A 19,429-nucleotide genomic window follows, 5' to 3' on the forward strand; every position below is an offset into this window, starting at 1 on the left:
TCTTGTCTGGCAGACACTACCCGAAGCTGATAATTTAAAAAAATGAATATTTTTTCATTCTCGCTTCGATAGTATCGATACAAAGAGGAAATATGGATCTGCGACGCTTCATCACCTTCAAAACTGTTGTCGAAGAAGGTTCCTTTCTGCGCGCAGCGCAGAAACTATGCTGCACTCAGTCCACCGTGACTTTTCATATCCAGCAGCTGGAGCAGGAGCTTGCCATCCCGCTGTTTGAGAAAATCGGCCGGCGGATGTGTCTCACCGCCGCCGGTAAGAAGGTCCTGCCGCATGTCTACGACCTGACTAAAGTGATGGCCTCGATTCGTCAGGCGGCACGCCAGGACGATGAGCCCGGCGGCGAACTTCGCGTCGCCACTGGCGAAACGCTGCTGGCGTATAAAATGCCGCGGGTGCTGCAGCGTTTTAAGCAACGCGCTCCGAAAGTGCGCCTGTCGCTGCAGTCGCTCAACTGCTACAGCATCCCCGATGCGCTGCTTGCCGACGAGGTCGATTTGGGGGTGTTTTACCGGGTGGGTAACGATGACGCGCTCACGATAATGGAGCTTGGCCAGCAGTCGCTGACGCTGGTCGCATCGGTCGAGCAGGCGCCGGTAGACTTCATGCGCCCGCGGCAGCATATCCCGCTGAGCTTTATCATCAACGAACCCCAGTGCGTGTTCCGGCAGATTTTTGAAAGCACCCTGCGCCAACGCGAAATTACTCTGGAGAACACCATTGAGCTGTGGAGTATTGAGAGTATCAAGCAGTGCGTGGCGGGAAATCTGGGAGTGAGTTTTCTGCCACGCTTTGCGGTGGAGGACGAGCTCAAGCGCGGGACGCTGGTTGAGCTGCCATTCAGCGAGACGCCGTTGACGATCCATGCGCTCTGCGCCCACCATGCCGGGAAGGCTATCAGTCCGGCGATGCGGGTATTTATGCAGTGCATGCAGGAGGAACAAGAGGTGCGCTGAAATTCGGCGACGAAAACGACGAAAGCCTGAATCATTGCTGACTCAGGCTTTCTGAATAGTGGCGGAACGGACGGGACTCGAACCCGCGACCCCCTGCGTGACAGGCAGGTATTCTAACCGACTGAACTACCGCTCCGCGTTGTTGTTCCGTTGGGAACGAGGCGAATATTACGGATTCCCCTCTACCCCGTCAACGCTTTTTCTACCATTTTGAATCGTTTGCTGCAAAAATCACCCAACCGCCTATTTTTAATTCATTTTAGTGGCTATCAGGCACGCCACAGGCAGCTTCCGCCTTTCTTTTGTACCAGGTCGAGGCGGGATTCATGGTTCGCCAGTTCTTCATCTGAGGCATAAACCACGCGTAACTGACTGCCGGCGCGGACGACGCGCTGAATTCCCATCTCTCCCGCCTGCTGCTGGCTTTCGCCTTCCATAGAGAACGCCATCGAAGTCTGGCCGCCGGTCATCATCAAATAGACATCGGCAAGGATCTGGGCATCGAGCAACGCCCCGTGCAGCGTACGCTTGCTGTTGTCTATTTCGTAACGCGAACATAGCGCATCGAGGCTGTTGCGCTTGCCTGGAAACATTTTCCGCGCCAGCGCCAAACTGTCGGTGATTTTACAAAAGGTCTCGGTTTTTCCGATGCCGCGGTTTAGCTTACTGAATTCATAATCCATAAAGCCGATATCGAACGAGGCGTTATGGATCACCAGCTCCGCGCCGCGGATGTAATCCATAAACTCATCAGCCACGTCGGCAAAGGTAGGTTTATCCAGCAGGAACTCATCGGCGATCCCGTGTACGCCGAATGCTTCAGGATCCACCAGCCGATCGGGCTTCAGATAGACGTGAAAATTGTTACCGGTCAGGCGGCGGTTGATCACCTCCACGGCGCCGATCTCAATGATCTTGTGTCCTTCGTAGTGTGCCCCGATCTGGTTCATACCGGTGGTTTCGGTATCGAGAACAATCTGGCGCGTAATTGCAGTGCTCATAGCGGTCATTTATGTCAGACTTATCGTTTACAAATCGATTTCAATTACAGGAAGTCTACCAGAGATGCTCAAACAGGTAGAAATTTTCACCGACGGCTCTTGCCTGGGTAATCCAGGACCTGGCGGCTACGGCGCCATCATGCGCTACCGCCAGCACGAAAAAACCTTCAGCGCTGGCTACCGTCTGACCACCAATAACCGCATGGAACTGATGGCGGCAATTGTTGCCCTGGAAGCGTTAAAAGAGCATTGCGAAGTGGTGCTCAGCACTGACAGCCAGTATGTTCGTCAGGGGATCACCCAGTGGATCCACAACTGGAAAAAGCGCGGCTGGAAAACGGCAGAGAAAAAGCCGGTGAAAAATGTCGACCTCTGGCAGCGGCTGGACGCCGCGCTTGGCCAGCATAAAATTAAATGGGAATGGGTAAAGGGCCATGCCGGCCATCCTGAAAATGAACGCTGCGACGAGCTGGCGCGCGCGGCGGCCTCCCACCCCACACTGGACGATGTCGGCTACCTGCCTGAGAGTTAATTCTGCCCTTTGCGCCACTGCCGGGTGGCGCCCACCGCCGGCCGCAGCTGAGTTTTCGCTTTGCCGGATTTCATCGGATTGAGCGTCAGCGGAATGGTCCGTTTGCGGGCGACAATCAATTGCAAACAGCCCAGCGCCGGCAGATGGGTGCTCAACAATTTGCCGCCATGGCGCGACCAGGGCAAAACCTGGTAACGTCCATAGTGCAGCACTTCAAAGTTGAGCAGCGCCAGCCAGTCCAGCTGGCGCATCAGCGTAAACATACGGCTATTATAAGGCGTTCCTTTGCGCAGGACCGGCACCAGCTTACGCAACCCCATCAGGCTGACCGGATTAAACCCGGTCAGGATCATCCAGCCATCATCGATCAGTACACGATCGGCTTCCCGCAGCAGACGATGCGGATCGCTACACCACGGCAGGGTGTGCGCCAGCAGGCAGGCGTCAACGGACTTTTCGGCAAAGGGTAAATGCAGCGGGTCAGCCCGGACCTGCATTGGATTTCCCGCCAGCGAGACATTCACCTGGTGCGAGATGGCGCAAGCTTCGGTATTGATTTCCGCGCTCAGATTGCCAATCTTAAGCAGATGAAAGCCATATAATTTAGCCAGCCACGGTTTTATCTGCTGCTCCAGCGTTTCGCGATAGTATTCGCCCCACGGCATACTGGACCAATGCTCAGGCGCTGTCACTGTGTGAGGTATCCTTGCCGGCTTCATTGCCACCTTCCGCTACGCTTTAGAGGTAATTTATGAATCTTATCAGTATTCCCGCGTTTCAGGACAACTACATCTGGGTTCTCAGTGAGAATAACGGCCGCTGCATCATCGTAGATCCAGGCGAAGCCGCGCCGGTTCTGGCGGCCATCAAGGAAAACCAGTGGCAGCCCGAGGCTATTTTATTGACCCATCATCATCAGGATCACGTCGGCGGCGTAAAACAATTACGTGAAAAATTCCCTTCTATAGTGGTTTACGGGCCGGCGGAAACCCAGGATAAAGGCGTCATTCAGGTGGTAGGCGATGGCGATCGGCTGTCAATTCTCGGGCACGATTTTTCCATTTTCTCTACGCCAGGTCACACATTAGGACATATCTGTTACTACAGCGAACCTTATCTGTTCTGTGGCGATACGATGTTTTCCGGCGGCTGCGGAAGGCTGTTCGAAGGTACAGCAGAGCAGATGTATCAATCATTTATGAAAATTAATGCCCTTCCTGAAGAAACCCTCATATGTTGCGCACATGAATATACGTTAGCGAATATGAAGTTTGCATTGAGTATCCTGCCAGATGATAGGGACATAAACGATTACTATCATAAAGTTAATGAGTTACGTGCAAAAAAACAAAAAACACTACCCGTAACTCTGAAAAATGAGCGGCGTATAAATTTATTTTTACGCGTAAATGATATTGATTTAATTGACAAAATTAACAAAGAAACAAATTTGCAACACTCTGTGGCGCGATTTGCATGGTTAAGGTCAAAGAAAGATGACTTCTGATATTTAATTCTTGTCATCGGCCAACTTCGCCGTTATCCTTGGTCGTCTTTTAAGCAACTATTGACACACACATGAAGGCACGAGCGATATTACTCGCCTCTGTCCTGCTGGTGGGGTGCCAGGCGTCTAAGCACGATGGCACCGTCGAACAGCGAGCACAGAGCCTTTCTGCGGCTGGTCAAGGGGAAGCAGGCAAGTTCACAAGTCAAGCGCGCTGGTTAGATGATGGAACCTTCTACGCGCAAGACCAGGATCTGTGGACTTCCATAGGCGACGAGCTAAAGATGGGAATACCGGATAATCCCCGGATTCGCGAACAGAAACAGAAGTACTTAAGAAATAAGAGCTATCTCCACGATGTAACTTTACGGGCAGAGCCGTATATGTACTGGATAGCCGGGCAGGTTAAGAAACGTAACATGCCAATGGAACTGGTATTACTACCCATAGTGGAGAGCGCTTTTGACCCACACGCGACGTCTGGCGCCAATGCCGCAGGCATTTGGCAGATCATTCCGAGCACAGGGCGCAATTATGGTTTAAAACAGACCCGCAGTTACGATGCGCGTCGTGATGTCGTCGCGTCTACTACCGCGGCGCTGGACATGATGCAACGTCTGAACAAAATGTTCGACGGCGACTGGTTGTTAACGGTCGCAGCCTATAACAGCGGCGAAGGCCGGGTCATGAAGGCAGTAAAAGCGAACCGTTCGCGTGGCAAACCCACCGATTTCTGGTCGCTGTCTCTGCCGCATGAAACGAAAATCTACGTCCCGAAAATGCTGGCATTGAGCGACATTCTCAAAAACAGCAAACGTTACGGCGTAAAGCTGCCTACGGCTGATGAAAGCCGTGCGCTGGCGCGCGTTCGCCTCGACAGTCCGGTTGATATTTCTCAGCTCGCGGACATGGCCGGTATGCCGGTCAGCAAGCTGAAGACGTTCAATGCGGGCGTAAAAGGGTCAACGCTGGGCGCGAGCGGGCCAAAGTACGTCATGGTGCCGCAGAAGCACGCCGCACAGCTGCGTGAATCGCTGGCCTCTGGCGACATTGCCGCCGTGCAGCCGACGCAGCTCGCGGACAATACGCCGCTGACCAGCCGTAGCTATAAGGTGCGTTCTGGCGACACCATTTCCGGGATAGCTTCCCGTCTTGGTGTGACGACCCGCGATCTGCAGCAGTGGAATAACCTGCGCGGCTCTGGATTAAAGGTTGGGCAGAATCTGGTTATTGGCGCAGGCAGCAGCGCCCAGCGTCTGGCGAACAACAGCGATAGCATCACCTATCGCGTTCGTAAAGGCGATTCGCTGTCGAGCATCGCCAAACGTCACGGCGTTAATATTCGCGACGTGATGCGCTGGAACAGCGATACCGACAACCTGCGCCCTGGCGATCAGCTAACGTTGTTTGTGAAAAACAGCGATCGACCAGAGTCCTGATACCTCTGGTTCGACAAAAAGGCACCGACTTCCCCGGTGCCTTTTTTATTGCCTAAATTAAACCGCTTTATGCGCTTCGAACAGAATGGTATCGCTGGTAAACGATCCGTCCTCCTGTAACTCGAAGTACGCTTTGACCTCCGCCGAAGCGCTCTGCTGATATAAGCGAATCGCCTCCACCAGCGGCTCAGGAGTGCGCATCCGCGCCACCCATGAACTGAACTCCAGCGGCAGGCGATCGGTCAACAACTGGTTAACCACCAGCCCCGCTTCAGTCGCCAGCGTCAACCACTCGCCGCTGGAATAATTACGCACATGCGAGGTGTCGCGCAGGGCTTCCACCGTCTGCAGCCAGACATCACGTACCGGATGACCCGGCGACATCACGTCCATCACGATAATCACCCCGCCCGGCTTGAGAACACGTTTCACCTCACGCAGCGCCTGGCCAACGTCATGCCAGTGGTGAGCAGAGTAGCGGCTAATCACCACATCAAAGCTGGCATCAGCGAACGGCAGCGTTTCGGCGTACCCCTGCTGGGTCACGATATTGCTAAAACCTTTCTCCTTTGCCGCGGCGGCAACGACCTCCAGCATCTGGCTCGATAAATCATAGGCGGTCACCTCGGCAACCTGTCCCGCCGCGGTAAAGCTGGCGTGCCCTGCCCCGCAGCCCATATCCAGCACTTTCGCCTGAGGAAAATCAGCCAGCCGTTCCGCCAGCCGCTGCAGATCGCGACCAGAGGCGTGTACGGCGCTGGTCAGATAGGCGCTGGCCTGGGAGCCGAACTGCTTTTCGACGTTGTCATGGTGAGAGCGTGTTGTCATGTTGTCTTGTCCTTACGGTTTTTTTTGAGTAATAAAAGGCAGCACCATGCATGCGCAGGCCTGCCCCATGGCAGGCCTGACCAACCTTAAATTAATCAGGCTTGCCGGGACTGAATTCGACTAGTAGCGGGTTGTGGTCGGAGGCGCGGGTCACCAGCACGGAAGCATCGTGCACGCTTAACCCACGGTAGAACACAAAATCGAGGGGACGACCAAACGCGCGGCGGCGCTGATCGTCTGAGAAACGAACTTCGCGTAACGACATCTCACGCGCAAAGCGGTACAGCGCATTCATCCGCGGCCGGCTCCAGGCATTGAAGTCGCCGGCCATGATCACCGGCCCGCTGTGATGGGCGATCTGATCGCCAATTGGCAGCAGCTGTTTGCTGTAGACGTCGACGCCAAGGCTAAAGTTGACGGCATGGATATTGACTACCATCAACAACCGCGCATCCGGCAGCGGATAAACGGTCACTAACGCCGATTTCGGCAATCGCAAAATAGGCTCGCGCTCGCGCAGCGGACAGCAATAGATGGGGTGCGCGGAGGCCAGCGTCATTACGCCGGAAGGATGCTGCGGCAATACCAGCGCCGGCACCTGATCGGCGGCCAGATAGTTTGAAGTCGCGAACCGGACCAGTTCTGGGGTGGTTTGCGCCTCCTGCAACAGGACCAAATGCGCATCTTTGCCGAAATTTTTGAGGACCGACTGCCACTCTGCGCGCTGCTGCTTGAAGATATTCCATACCAGCACGCGGATCTTCTCATCGCTGCTTAACGGCGTGCCGGCGGGATAAACCGGACTTACGCCCGCAAACGCCCCCGGAGGCAATATTCTCTCCGCAGGTTGTCCGGCGACATAGCGCATGGCGTAGGTGTTCTTTCGCAATTTGGGCATTAATCCTCGATAACAGAAACCAGCCCGACGACGACTGGTTATTCTGTTATAGGGATTTTCCCATACACTTTCAATGCAAATTGCGAGAAACCCTTAGCCTTCGGGAGAAAGCGCTGCCGAACGGCGTGGCAATTTATCTAAACGTCCGCTCAGGACCACCAACAGCAAAGCGACCAGCACAATCATCGCGCCAATCCACGGCGTCTGCGCCAGACCGTACCGCTCGACCGTCTGTCCGCCGACGATGGACCCCAGAGCAATGCCGACGTTAAAGGCGGCAATATTCAGGCCGGAAGCGACGTCGACGGCGCCAGGCGTGTACTGCTCTGCTTTTTGCACCACATACACCTGCAAACCCGGCACGTTGCCGAAGGCGAAGATGCCCATCACCAGTACCGTTGCCAGCGCGGCATAGTGAACGCTGGCGGTCAACTGGAAGACCAGCAGCAGCACCACCAGCGCGGCGAAGATAAACTTCAGCGCGGAGACGGCGCCATGCTTATCGGCCAGTTTGCCGCCCCACACGTTACCTATAGCCACCGAGACACCATAGCCCAGCAGGATCCAGCTCACCGCTGACGGACTGAAACCGGCCAGCTCCTGCATCATCGGCGCAAGGAAGGTAAAGGCGGTAAACACGCCGCCGTAGCCCAGCGCGGTAATGGTGTAGATCATCAGCAGGCGAGGATGAGTTAATACTTTCATCTGATCGCGCAGGCTGGCGCTGGCGCGGCCCGGAATATTATTCGGTACCAGAATCAGGCTGCTGATAAGGGCAATGACGCCCAGAATCGATACCGCGAGGAAGGTTTCCCGCCAGCCAAAATGCTGGCCGATGAAAGTCCCGAACGGTACCCCGGTTACCAGCGCGACCGTCAGGCCGCCGAACATAATGGCAATGGCCGAGGCCGCTTTCTCTTTTGCCACCAGGCTGGTAGCAATTGTCGAGCCAATAGAGAAGAACACGCCGTGTGCCAGGCCGGTCAGCAGTCGCGCCAGGATCAGCGTTTCATAGCCCGGGGCCTGCCAGGCCAGCACATTACCCGCCGTAAACAGGACCATCAACGCCAGCAGCAGCTGTTTACGCGGCATACGCCCGGTCAACGCCGTCAGTACCGGGGCGCCGATCGCCACGCCCAGCGCGTAGATAGAGACCAGCAGTCCCGCCGAAGGCAGGGAGATAGAGAGTTGCTGAGCAATGGTCGGGACCAGGCCGACAATCACAAATTCAGTGGTGCCAATTGCGAAGGCACCGATGGTTAAGGCAAATAGCGCCAGTGGCATAATTTACTCCGTAGCATCAGGATTAAGATGACACGTAGTATGAAGGGTTGTATAAATAACAAAAACTATCAAAGTATCAATAGAATTTTGCTATAGGTGCAATAATGAGAGCCACATCAGAGGAGATCGCCATCTTTGTGGCGGTGGTGGAAAGCGGGAGTTTCAGCCGGGCGGCCGAGCAGCTCGGACAGGCCAACTCCGCCGTCAGCCGGGCGGTCAAAAAGCTGGAATCAAAGCTAGGCGTAAGCCTGCTCAATCGGACCACCCGCCAGCTCAGCCTGACAGAAGAAGGCGAGCGCTATTTTCGCCGTATGCAGGTGGTCTTGCAGGAAATGGCGGCGGCAGAGAACGATCTGCTGGAGACGCGCACGACGCCGCGGGGCCTGCTGCGGGTAGATGCCGCGACGCCGGTGATGCTGCATTTTCTCATGCCGCTGGTGAAGCCATTTCGCGAGCGCTACCCGGAAATGACGCTGTCGCTCGTCTCGTCTGAGACGTTTATCAATCTGATTGAACGGAAAGTGGATGTGGCCATTCGGGCCGGGACCTTAACGGATTCCAGCCTGCGCGCCCGACCGCTGTTTACCAGCTATCGTAAGATCGTCGCCTCGCCCGACTATGTCGCGCGCTACGGTATGCCGCAGCATCCATCCGATCTGAAACAGCATCACTGCCTCGGCTTCACCGAGCCGGTATCGCTGAATACCTGGCCGGTCTCCTGTTGCGATGGCCAGCTGTTAGAGATCGAAGCGGCGGTGTCATCCAATAGCGGCGAAACGCTCAAGCAGCTGTGCCTGACCGGCAACGGTATTGCCTGCCTGTCGGATTACATGGTGGATAAAGAGATTGCCAGCGGAGAGTTTGTCGAGCTACTGGCGGATAAGCGCTTACCGGTGGAAATGCCTTTCAGTGCCGTCTATTACAGCGACCGGGCGGTCAGCACTCGCATCAGGGCATTTATTGATTTTCTGAGCGACCACGTAAAACAGCTCCCGAAGGAGCTGTCGTAATACCATCTCGGTCTGCAAGGCGAACGGCATACCGGTAGCGAGTGATTAATCCCACTGCGGCGCCAGACCTTCCGGGCTCACCAGCCGATCGTTGCAATCCAGCGCAGCGATCGCCTGTCGATCTTCATCATCCAACTGCAGATCCAGCGCCTTCAGGTTGCTGGCCAGGTTATCACGCTTCGTCGAGGACGGGATCACCGCGTACCCCTCGCCCATCGCCCATGCCAGGATAACCTGCGCCGGAGTCGCATTATGTTTCGCCGCGATACGGGCAATCACTTCATCTTTCAGCGCCTTACCATAAGCCAGCGTCATGTAAGAGGTGATGTGGATGCCGTGCTCACGTGCCCAGTCGACGACTTTACGGTTTTGCAGATACGGCGAGAGTTCAATCTGGTTGGTCGCAATGTTTTCAGCGCCAACGGCGGCAATCGCGCGCTCCATCAGTGGAATAGTGAAGTTGGAGATACCAATCTGACGGGTCAGACCCAGCTTCTTCGCTTCCATCAAGGCTGCCATAAACTCTTCAACGGCAACCGCATCGTTCGGTGCCGGCCAGTGGATGAGCGTCAGGTCAACATAGTCCGTGCGCAGCTTCTGCAGACTTTCTTGCAGGCTGGCGATGAGTTTGTCTTTGCTCAGGTTCTCGATCCAGATTTTGGTAGTGATGAACAGCTCATCACGCGGCACGCCGCTTTCGGCGATAGCCTGACCCACCGCGGCTTCGTTGTCATAGATTTGCGCGGTGTCGATAGCACGATAGCCCAGCTCCAGCGCGGTTTTTACGGATGCGATAACAACATCATCTTTCAGACGGAAGGTGCCAAGACCAAATGCAGGGATTGCCATGATTTTCCTCGTTATTTATTCATTTCGGTTAACGGATGAAATTATGGCTGATGGTGTGGAGGGGAAAAAGAGCGATTAATGCAGAGGATTTTTGCTGAATTAGCAATAATAGAGAACAGATCAAACAAAAAAGCCCTGAGCAAATGCTCAGGGCTCTTAATAAGTGGCGGAACGGACGGGACTCGAACCCGCGACCCCCTGCGTGACAGGCAGGTATTCTAACCGACTGAACTACCGCTCCACCGAATTTCTTCGCTTTATTACCACCGGTTGTCACCCCGGCTTACTGCAATTTGATGCCTGGCAGTTCCCTACTCTCACATGGGGAGACCCCACACTACCATCGGCGCTACGGCGTTTCACTTCTGAGTTCGGCATGGGGTCAGGTGGGACCACCGCGCTAGTGCCGCCAGGCAAATTCTGTTTTATCAACACGTTTCACCAACGTATCGATTAATCTGTATCAGAGCTGAAAATTCTCTCAAATCGCCAAAACATCTTCGGCGTTGTAAGGTTAAGCCTCACGGTTCATTAGTACCGGTTAGCTCAACGCATCGCTGCGCTTACACACCCGGCCTATCAACGTCATCGTCTTTAACGTTCCTTCAGGAGACTTAAAGTCTCAGGGAGAACTCATCTCGGGGCAAGTTTCGTGCTTAGATGCTTTCAGCACTTATCTCTTCCGCATTTAGCTACCGGGCAGTGCCATTGGCATGACAACCCGAACACCAGTGATGCGTCCACTCCGGTCCTCTCGTACTAGGAGCAGCCCCCCTCAATTCTCCAGCGCCCACGGCAGATAGGGACCGAACTGTCTCACGACGTTCTAAACCCAGCTCGCGTACCACTTTAAATGGCGAACAGCCATACCCTTGGGACCTACTTCAGCCCCAGGATGTGATGAGCCGACATCGAGGTGCCAAACACCGCCGTCGATATGAACTCTTGGGCGGTATCAGCCTGTTATCCCCGGAGTACCTTTTATCCGTTGAGCGATGGCCCTTCCATTCAGAACCACCGGATCACTATGACCTGCTTTCGCACCTGCTCGCGCCGTCACGCTCGCAGTCAAGCTAGCTTATGCCATTGCACTAACCTCCTGATGTCCGACCAGGATTAGCTAACCTTCGTGCTCCTCCGTTACGCTTTGGGAGGAGACCGCCCCAGTCAAACTACCCACCAGACACTGTCCGCAACCCCGGTCAGGGGCCAACGTTAGAACATCAAACATTAAAGGGTGGTATTTCAAGGTTGGCTCCACGCAGACTGGCGTCCACGCTTCAAAGCCTCCCACCTATCCTACACATCAAGGCTCAATGTTCAGTGTCAAGCTATAGTAAAGGTTCACGGGGTCTTTCCGTCTTGCCGCGGGTACACTGCATCTTCACAGCGAGTTCAATTTCACTGAGTCTCGGGTGGAGACAGCCTGGCCATCATTACGCCATTCGTGCAGGTCGGAACTTACCCGACAAGGAATTTCGCTACCTTAGGACCGTTATAGTTACGGCCGCCGTTTACCGGGGCTTCGATCAAGAGCTTCTCCTTACGGATAACCCCATCAATTAACCTTCCGGCACCGGGCAGGCGTCACACCGTATACGTCCACTTTCGTGTTTGCACAGTGCTGTGTTTTTAATAAACAGTTGCAGCCAGCTGGTATCTTCGACTGGTCTCAGCTCCATCCGCAGGGACTTCACCTACACACCAGCGTGCCTTCTCCCGAAGTTACGGCACCATTTTGCCTAGTTCCTTCACCCGAGTTCTCTCAAGCGCCTTGGTATTCTCTACCTGACCACCTGTGTCGGTTTGGGGTACGATTTAATGTTACCTGATGCTTAGAGGCTTTTCCTGGAAGCAGGGCATTTGTTACTTCAGCACCGTAGTGCCTCGTCATCACACCTCAGCCTTGATTATCCGGATTTGCCTGGACAATCAGCCTACATGCTTAAACCGGGACAACCGTCGCCCGGCTAACATAGCCTTCTCCGTCCCCCCTTCGCAGTAACACCAAGTACAGGAATATTAACCTGTTTCCCATCGACTACGCCTTTCGGCCTCGCCTTAGGGGTCGACTCACCCTGCCCCGATTAACGTTGGACAGGAACCCTTGGTCTTCCGGCGAGCGGGCTTTTCACCCGCTTTATCGTTACTTATGTCAGCATTCGCACTTCTGATACCTCCAGCATGCCTCACAGCACACCTTCGCAGGCTTACAGAACGCTCCCCTACCCAACAACACATAGTGTCGCTGCCGCAGCTTCGGTGCATGGTTTAGCCCCGTTACATCTTCCGCGCAGGCCGACTCGACCAGTGAGCTATTACGCTTTCTTTAAATGATGGCTGCTTCTAAGCCAACATCCTGGCTGTCTGTGCCTTCCCACATCGTTTCCCACTTAACCATGACTTTGGGACCTTAGCTGGCGGTCTGGGTTGTTTCCCTCTTCACGACGGACGTTAGCACCCGCCGTGTGTCTCCCGTGATAACATTCTTCGGTATTCGTAGTTTGCATCGGGTTGGTAAGTCGGGATGACCCCCTAGCCGAAACAGTGCTCTACCCCCGAAGATGAGTTCACGAGGCGCTACCTAAATAGCTTTCGGGGAGAACCAGCTATCTCCCGGTTTGATTGGCCTTTCACCCCCAGCCACAAGTCATCCGCTAATTTTTCAACATTAGTCGGTTCGGTCCTCCAGTTAGTGTTACCCAACCTTCAACCTGCCCATGGCTAGATCACCGGGTTTCGGGTCTATACCCTGCAACTTAACGCCCAGTTAAGACTCGGTTTCCCTGCGGCTCCCCTATACGGTTAACCTTGCTACAGAATATAAGTCGCTGACCCATTATACAAAAGGTACGCAGTCACACCCGAAGGTGCTCCCACTGCTTGTACGTACACGGTTTCAGGTTCTTTTTCACTCCCCTCGCCGGGGTTCTTTTCGCCTTTCCCTCACGGTACTGGTTCACTATCGGTCAGTCAGGAGTATTTAGCCTTGGAGGATGGTCCCCCCATATTCAGACAGGATACCACGTGTCCCGCCCTACTCTTCGAGTTCACAGCCTGTGCATTTTGGTGTACGGGACTATCACCCTGTACCGTCGGACTTTCCAGACCGTTCCACTAACACACAAGCTGATTCAGACTCTGGGCTGCTCCCCGTTCGCTCGCCGCTACTGGGGGAATCTCGGTTGATTTCTTTTCCTCGGGGTACTTAGATGTTTCAGTTCCCCCGGTTCGCCTCGTTAACCTATGTATTCAGTTAACGATAGTGCAACGAATTGCACTGGGTTTCCCCATTCGGACATCGCCGGTTATAACGGTTCATATCACCTTACCGACGCTTTTCGCAGATTAGCACGTCCTTCATCGCCTCTGACTGCCAGGGCATCCACCGTGTACGCTTAGTCGCTTAACCTCACAACCCGAAGATGTTTCGTAAAACATCATCGTGTCGCGAAAATTTGAGAGACTCGAACACACTTAAACAGTGTGTCGTTTCAATTTTCAGCTTGATCCAGATTTTTAAAGAGCAAAACTTCGCAGTGCACCTTTTCAGGTTCACTCTGAAGTTTTCTTGTGTTCGCAGTAAAGATGGTGGAGCTATGCGGGATCGAACCGCAGACCTCCTGCGTGCAAAGCAGGCGCTCTCCCAGCTGAGCTATAGCCCCATCGTTTGCAACCTCTTCAAATTTGCTTCGCAAATTTGGTAGGCCTGAGTGGACTTGAACCACCGACCTCACCCTTATCAGGGGTGCGCTCTAACCACCTGAGCTACAAGCCTGCAGAGATTACTTACTGCTCTATTTTCATCAGACAATCTGTGTGAGCACTGCAAAGGCAGGTTCTTTAAGGTAAGGAGGTGATCCAACCGCAGGTTCCCCTACGGTTACCTTGTTACGACTTCACCCCAGTCATGAATCACAAAGTGGTAAGCGCCCTCCCGAAGGTTAAGCTACCTACTTCTTTTGCAACCCACTCCCATGGTGTGACGGGCGGTGTGTACAAGGCCCGGGAACGTATTCACCGTAGCATTCTGATCTACGATTACTAGCGATTCCGACTTCATGGAGTCGAGTTGCAGACTCCAATCCGGACTACGACATACTTTATGAGGTCCGCTTGCTCTCGCGAGGTCGCTTCTCTTTGTATATGCCATTGTAGCACGTGTGTAGCCCTGGTCGTAAGGGCCATGATGACTTGACGTCATCCCCACCTTCCTCCAGTTTATCACTGGCAGTCTCCTTTGAGTTCCCGGCCGGACCGCTGGCAACAAAGGATAAGGGTTGCGCTCGTTGCGGGACTTAACCCAACATTTCACAACACGAGCTGACGACAGCCATGCAGCACCTGTCTCACAGTTCCCGAAGGCACCAATCCATCTCTGGAAAGTTCTGTGGATGTCAAGACCAGGTAAGGTTCTTCGCGTTGCATCGAATTAAACCACATGCTCCACCGCTTGTGCGGGCCCCCGTCAATTCATTTGAGTTTTAACCTTGCGGCCGTACTCCCCAGGCGGTCGATTTAACGCGTTAGCTCCGGAAGCCACGCCTCAAGGGCACAACCTCCAAATCGACATCGTTTACGGCGTGGACTACCAGGGTATCTAATCCTGTTTGCTCCCCACGCTTTCGCACCTGAGCGTCAGTCTTTGTCCAGGGGGCCGCCTTCGCCACCGGTATTCCTCCAGATCTCTACGCATTTCACCGCTACACCTGGAATTCTACCCCCCTCTACAAGACTCTAGCCTGCCAGTTTCGAATGCAGTTCCCAGGTTAAGCCCGGGGATTTCACATCCGACTTGACAGACCGCCTGCGTGCGCTTTACGCCCAGTAATTCCGATTAACGCTTGCACCCTCCGTATTACCGCGGCTGCTGGCACGGAGTTAGCCGGTGCTTCTTCTGCGGGTAACGTCAATCGATGAGGTTATTAACCTCACCGCCTTCCTCCCCGCTGAAAGTGCTTTACAACCCGAAGGCCTTCTTCACACACGCGGCATGGCTGCATCAGGCTTGCGCCCATTGTGCAATATTCCCCACTGCTGCCTCCCGTAGGAGTCTGGACCGTGTCTCAGTTCCAGTGTGGCTGGTCATCCTCTCAGACCAGCTAGGGATCGTCGCCTAGGTGAGCCGTTACCCCACCTACTAGCTAATCCCATCTGGGCACATCTGATGGCATGAGGCCCGAAGGTCCCCCACTTTGGTCTTGCGACGTTATGCGGTATTAGCTACCGTTTCCAGTAGTTATCCCCCTCCATCAGGCAGTTTCCCAGACATTACTCACCCGTCCGCCGCTCGTCACCCGAGAGCAAGCTCTCTGTGCTACCGCTCGACTTGCATGTGTTAGGCCTGCCGCCAGCGTTCAATCTGAGCCATGATCAAACTCTTCAATTTAAGTTTGATGCTCAAAGAATTAAACTTTGTAATGAATTACGTGTTCACTCTTGAGACTTGGTATTCATTTTTCGTCCTAGGACGTTAAGAATCCATGTCACTTTGAGTGCCCACACAGATTGTCTGATAAATTGTTAAAGAGCAGTTGCGACGCGCTTTAGCGCTCTGTCGCGAGGTGGCGTATATTACGCTTTCCTCTTTCAGAGTCAACCCGTTTTTCAGGATTTTTCTCTGCAACCGAACCGGCTGTTTGTGTGAAGTGATTCACATCTGCCGTGTCGATGGAGGCGCATTATAGGGAGCTCTCCGGGAATGACAAGCGGAAAAATACAATTTTATTTCAACCGCTCATCTTTTAAACGCAACGCTTATTTTTGCTGCTTTTTAATCGCCGCCGGCAGCTCTGCCAGGCTATTTAGCACCCAATCCGCCGCTTTTTCCGCTTCTTCAGTCAGGGGCTTACCGGTGCGCACCAGTACTTTAGTCCCGACATCCGCAGCCGCTGCCGCCTGCATATCTTCCAGTTTGTCCCCTACCATATAAGAAGCAGCCATATCGATATGCAGATAGTCGCGGGCGGAAATCAGCATCCCCGGATGCGGTTTACGACAATCACAGGTCTGGCGGTACTCCTCAACCGCACCCTGCGGGTGATGCGGGCAATAGTAGATACCGTCGAGGTCGACGCCGCGGTCTGCCAGAGACCAGTCCATCCATTCGGTCAGCGTTTCAAACTGGGCTTCGGTAAATTTACCGCGGGCAATACCGGACTGGTTAGTGACCAGCACCAGCGCGTAGCCCATCTCTTTTAGTTCGCGCATCGCGTCAATGACGCCATCGATAAATTCAAAATTGTCGATTTCGTGGACGTAGCCATGATCGACATTAATAGTGCCGTCACGGTCGAGAAAAATTGCGGGTACTGACTTTGCCACCGGTTTGCTCCTGAAAAAGACTAGTGCCGCTAGTATCGCATGTTTCCGCATGCAAGAAAGTGCTCATTATAAAGAGTCAGATTGATTTAGACGTCTGGATGCCTTAACATCCATTTCATTGCCAGGCATCGCCTGGATACGGCAGAAGAAAATGCCACGGCAAACGGCTAAACGATAATAAATAACTGATGATTAAACTTTCCAATATCACCAAAGTATTCCAGCAGGGGAATCGCAGCATTCAGGCGCTGAATAACGTCAGCCTGCATGTCCCTGCCGGACAGATTTACGGCGTCATCGGTGCCTCCGGCGCCGGTAAAAGTACGCTGATTCGCTGCGTGAACCTGCTGGAGCGCCCGACCGAGGGCAGCGTACAGGTTGACGGTCAGGAACTGACTGCCCTGTCGGAGAAAGAGCTAACCCGCGCTCGCCGTCAAATTGGCATGATTTTCCAGCATTTTAACCTGTTGGCCTCGCGGACCGTTTTCGGCAACGTGGCATTACCCCTGGAGCTGGATAACACGCCGCAGGCTGAAATCAAACGCCGTGTCACGGAGCTGCTGGATCTTGTCGGCCTGGGTGATAAGCACGACAGCTACCCGGCCAACCTCTCCGGCGGCCAGAAACAGCGCGTGGCGATTGCCCGCGCGCTGGCCAGCAATCCTAAAGTATTGCTGTGCGATGAAGCCACCAGCGCCCTGGATCCGGCCACTACCCGTTCCATTCTCGAACTGCTGAAAGACATTAACCGTCGCCTGGGACTGACCATCCTGTTGATCACCCATGAAATGGACGTGGTTAAACGTATCTGCGACTGCGTGGCGGTCATTAGTAATGGTCAACTGATCGAGCAGGACACCGTGAGCGAAGTCTTCTCCCATCCGAAGACGCCGCTGGCTCAGCAGTTTATTCAGTCCACTCTGCACCTCGATATTCCGGATGACTATCAGGCGCGCCTGAAACCTACCGCCACAGCGGATAGCGTACCGATGCTGCGCATGGAATTTACCGGCCACTCCGTCGATGCGCCGCTGCTCTCTGAAACCGCGCGTCGCTTCAACGTGAATAACAACATTATCAGCGCGCAGATGGATTATGCCGGCGGGGTGAAGTTCGGCATCATGCTCACCGAAATGCACGGTACACAGGAAGACACTCAGGCGGCCATCGCCTGGCTGCAGGAACATCATGTAAAAGTAGAGGTATTGGGTTATGTCTGAGGCAATGATGTGGCTGCTGTTGCGCGGCGTATGGGAAACGCTGGCAATGACTTTTGTCTCTGGCTTCTTCGGTTTTGTCCTCGGCCTGCCGGTGGGCGTGCTGCTGTACGTGACCCGTCCGGGGCAAATCGTCGCCAATGCCAAACTGTACCGCACGCTGTCGGCGCTGGTGAATATTTTCCGCTCCATCCCGTTCATTATCCTGCTGGTCTGGATGATTCCGTTTACCCGCGTGATCGTCGGTACCTCTATCGGCCTGCAGGCAGCGATTGTGCCATTAACAGTTGGCGCCGCGCCGTTTATCGCCCGCATGGTGGAGAACGCCCTGCTGGAAATCCCCACCGGCCTTATTGAAGCCTCCCGCGCGATGGGTGCCACGCCGCTGCAGATCGTGCGCAAAGTCCTGCTACCTGAAGCACTGCCGGGTCTAGTCAACGCCGCCACCATCACGCTCATCACGCTGGTGGGTTATTCCGCAATGGGCGGCGCGGTGGGCGCCGGTGGCCTGGGTCAGATTGGTTATCAGTATGGCTATATTGGATATAACGCCACCGTGATGAATACCGTACTGGTATTGCTGGTTGTTCTGGTTTATTTAATTCAATTCTCTGGCGATCGCATCGTCCGGGCTGTGACTCACAAATAACGTTATTGGCAGACAACACTCATTCTTACAGGAAGGAAATAACATGGCCTTTAATTTCAAAACTTTTGCGGCAGTCGGCGCGTTAATCGGTTCTCTGGCGCTGGTGGGTTGCGGTCAGGATGAAAAAGATCCGAATCATATTAAAGTCGGCGTTATCGTCGGGGCGGAACAGCAGGTCGCTGAAGTTGCGCAGAAAGTAGCAAAAGAGAAGTATGGCCTTGACGTAGAACTGGTGACCTTCAACGATTACGTTCTGCCGAACGAAGCGCTGAGCAAAGGCGATATCGACGTGAACGCCTTCCAGCATAAACCGTATCTCGATCAGCAGATTAAAGACCGCGGCTATAAGCTGGTGGCTGTCGGTAACACCTTCGTCTACCCGATCGCGGGTTATTCGAAGAAAATCAAATCGCTGGACGAACTGCAGCCGGGCTCGCAGATCGCCGTCCCTAACGATCCGACCAACCTCGGTCGTTCTCTGCTGCTGCTGCAGCAGGTAGGTCTGATTAAACTGAAAGACGGCGTGGGCCTGCTGCCGACCTCGCTGGACATCGTCGAGAACCCGAAAAACCTGAAGATTGTTGAACTGGAGGCGCCGCAGCTGCCGCGTTCCCTGGACGATGCGCAGATTGCGCTGGCCGTTATCAACACCACTTACGCCAGCCAGATTGGCCTGACCCCGGCGAAAGACGGCATCTTTGTTGAAGGTAAAGAGTCTCCTTACGTGAACCTGATTGTGGCGCGTGAAGACAATAAAGATGCTGAGAATGTGAAAAAATTCGTTCAGGCTTACCAGAGCGATGAAGTTTACGAAGCAGCAAACAAGATCTTTAACGGCGGTGCCGTGAAAGGCTGGTAATCTTTTCTCACCGTAATATCATTCAGGACGGGCTTCACGCCCGTCTTGTCATTTATGC

The 19,429-nt window shown here is 54.1% G+C and carries 15 protein-coding genes, 4 tRNA genes and 3 rRNA genes; 8 read left to right on the plus strand and 14 right to left on the minus strand.

The features are described 5' to 3' along the window. Positions 1–92 precede the first annotated feature (92 nt). Positions 93–974: a LysR family transcriptional regulator gene (locus tag KB892_RS20670; protein ID WP_062955116.1), complete on the plus strand. Its 882-nt coding sequence runs from the start codon at positions 93–95 to the stop codon at positions 972–974. A gap of 59 nt (positions 975–1,033) precedes the next feature. On the opposite strand, the gene KB892_RS20675 is transcribed toward KB892_RS20670, so the two are convergent. Next, positions 1,034–1,110 (minus strand) — tRNA-Asp (locus tag KB892_RS20675). A gap of 133 nt (positions 1,111–1,243) precedes the next feature. Then, positions 1,244–1,975 (minus strand): DNA polymerase III subunit epsilon, encoded by a 732-nt coding sequence (dnaQ, locus tag KB892_RS20680; protein ID WP_004152034.1) that lies wholly within the window; start codon positions 1,973–1,975, stop codon positions 1,244–1,246. A gap of 64 nt (positions 1,976–2,039) precedes the next feature. Between dnaQ and rnhA the strand changes: the two genes are divergently transcribed. Beyond that, positions 2,040–2,507: a ribonuclease HI gene (gene rnhA / locus KB892_RS20685; RefSeq protein ID WP_002889686.1), complete on the plus strand. Its 468-nt coding sequence runs from the start codon at positions 2,040–2,042 to the stop codon at positions 2,505–2,507. Here the strand turns inward: rnhA and KB892_RS20690 are convergent. Then, the gene (locus KB892_RS20690; protein WP_062955117.1) at positions 2,504–3,226 is read right to left on the minus strand and encodes a class I SAM-dependent methyltransferase; all 723 of its coding nucleotides are present in this window, start codon (positions 3,224–3,226) and stop codon (positions 2,504–2,506) included. The genes rnhA and KB892_RS20690 overlap by 4 nt on opposite strands. 32 nt (positions 3,227–3,258) lie before the next feature. On the opposite strand from KB892_RS20690, the gene gloB reads away from it, so the two are divergent. Next, positions 3,259–4,014: a hydroxyacylglutathione hydrolase gene (gene gloB / locus KB892_RS20695; protein WP_004152035.1), complete on the plus strand. Its 756-nt coding sequence runs from the start codon at positions 3,259–3,261 to the stop codon at positions 4,012–4,014. A gap of 71 nt (positions 4,015–4,085) precedes the next feature. Then, complete coding sequence (gene mltD, locus KB892_RS20700) at positions 4,086–5,453, plus strand: murein transglycosylase D (RefSeq protein WP_002889632.1); 1,368 nt, start codon at positions 4,086–4,088, stop codon at positions 5,451–5,453. Between the two features lie 57 nt (positions 5,454–5,510). Here mltD and KB892_RS20705 read toward each other — a convergent pair whose 3' ends face one another. From KB892_RS20705 to KB892_RS20715, 3 genes are all read right to left on the minus strand, one after another. Beyond that, on the minus strand, positions 5,511–6,281 hold the full coding sequence (locus tag KB892_RS20705; RefSeq protein WP_002889630.1) for a class I SAM-dependent methyltransferase: 771 nt from the start codon (positions 6,279–6,281) through the stop codon (positions 5,511–5,513). A 91-nt stretch (positions 6,282–6,372) separates the two neighbouring features. Beyond that, on the minus strand, positions 6,373–7,170 hold the full coding sequence (locus KB892_RS20710) for an endonuclease/exonuclease/phosphatase family protein (protein WP_002889629.1): 798 nt from the start codon (positions 7,168–7,170) through the stop codon (positions 6,373–6,375). Positions 7,171–7,272: 102 nt separating this feature from the next. Further along, the gene (locus tag KB892_RS20715; RefSeq protein WP_002889624.1) at positions 7,273–8,463 is read right to left on the minus strand and encodes an MFS transporter; all 1,191 of its coding nucleotides are present in this window, start codon (positions 8,461–8,463) and stop codon (positions 7,273–7,275) included. A gap of 104 nt (positions 8,464–8,567) precedes the next feature. Here KB892_RS20715 and yafC point away from each other — a divergent pair, with 104 nt between their 5' ends. Beyond that, entirely contained in the window at positions 8,568–9,473 is a 906-nt protein-coding gene (yafC, locus tag KB892_RS20720) for a DNA-binding transcriptional regulator YafC (RefSeq protein ID WP_002889616.1), read from the plus strand. Positions 9,474–9,518: 45 nt separating this feature from the next. Here the strand turns inward: yafC and dkgB are convergent, their stop codons facing one another. The 8 genes from dkgB to gmhB all read right to left on the minus strand — a co-directional run bounded on the left by dkgB (position 9,519) and on the right by gmhB (position 16,646). Then, complete coding sequence (dkgB, locus tag KB892_RS20725; protein ID WP_002889598.1) at positions 9,519–10,322, minus strand: 2,5-didehydrogluconate reductase DkgB; 804 nt, start codon at positions 10,320–10,322, stop codon at positions 9,519–9,521. A gap of 164 nt (positions 10,323–10,486) precedes the next feature. Next, positions 10,487–10,563 (minus strand) — tRNA-Asp (locus KB892_RS20730). Between the two features lie 57 nt (positions 10,564–10,620). Beyond that, positions 10,621–10,736 (minus strand): 5S ribosomal RNA (gene rrf / locus KB892_RS20735). A gap of 96 nt (positions 10,737–10,832) precedes the next feature. Beyond that, positions 10,833–13,734 (minus strand): 23S ribosomal RNA (locus tag KB892_RS20740). Between the two features lie 177 nt (positions 13,735–13,911). Beyond that, a tRNA-Ala gene (locus tag KB892_RS20745) sits at positions 13,912–13,987 on the minus strand. Positions 13,988–14,023: 36 nt separating this feature from the next. Beyond that, positions 14,024–14,100, minus strand: a tRNA-Ile gene (locus tag KB892_RS20750). A 71-nt stretch (positions 14,101–14,171) separates the two neighbouring features. Next, positions 14,172–15,711, minus strand: a 16S ribosomal RNA gene (locus KB892_RS20755). Together the 16S, 23S and 5S rRNA genes with 3 tRNA genes alongside form the textbook arrangement of a ribosomal RNA operon. Before the next feature lie 368 nt (positions 15,712–16,079). Further along, entirely contained in the window at positions 16,080–16,646 is a 567-nt protein-coding gene (gene gmhB / locus KB892_RS20760) for a D-glycero-beta-D-manno-heptose 1,7-bisphosphate 7-phosphatase (RefSeq protein ID WP_002889452.1), read from the minus strand. Positions 16,647–16,834: 188 nt separating this feature from the next. On the opposite strand from gmhB, the gene metN reads away from it, so the two are divergent. Genes metN through metQ form a run of 3 tightly spaced genes read left to right on the plus strand, consistent with a single transcriptional unit; the run spans position 16,835 to position 19,371 of the window. Continuing rightward, positions 16,835–17,866 (plus strand): methionine ABC transporter ATP-binding protein MetN, encoded by a 1,032-nt coding sequence (gene metN, locus KB892_RS20765; protein WP_002889450.1) that lies wholly within the window; start codon positions 16,835–16,837, stop codon positions 17,864–17,866. Continuing rightward, positions 17,859–18,512 (plus strand): methionine ABC transporter permease MetI, encoded by a 654-nt coding sequence (locus KB892_RS20770; RefSeq protein ID WP_002889448.1) that lies wholly within the window; start codon positions 17,859–17,861, stop codon positions 18,510–18,512. Before metN ends, KB892_RS20770 begins: the two co-directional genes overlap by 8 nt. 43 nt (positions 18,513–18,555) lie before the next feature. Beyond that, positions 18,556–19,371, plus strand: a complete 816-nt coding sequence (gene metQ, locus KB892_RS20775; RefSeq protein ID WP_002889445.1) for a methionine ABC transporter substrate-binding lipoprotein MetQ — start codon at positions 18,556–18,558, stop codon at positions 19,369–19,371. The last annotated feature ends 58 nt before the right edge of the window (positions 19,372–19,429 follow it).

It is taken from the genome of Klebsiella sp. P1927, assembly GCF_018204675.1.
In the GTDB taxonomy this organism is placed as follows: Bacteria; Pseudomonadota; Gammaproteobacteria; order Enterobacterales; family Enterobacteriaceae; genus Klebsiella; species Klebsiella pneumoniae.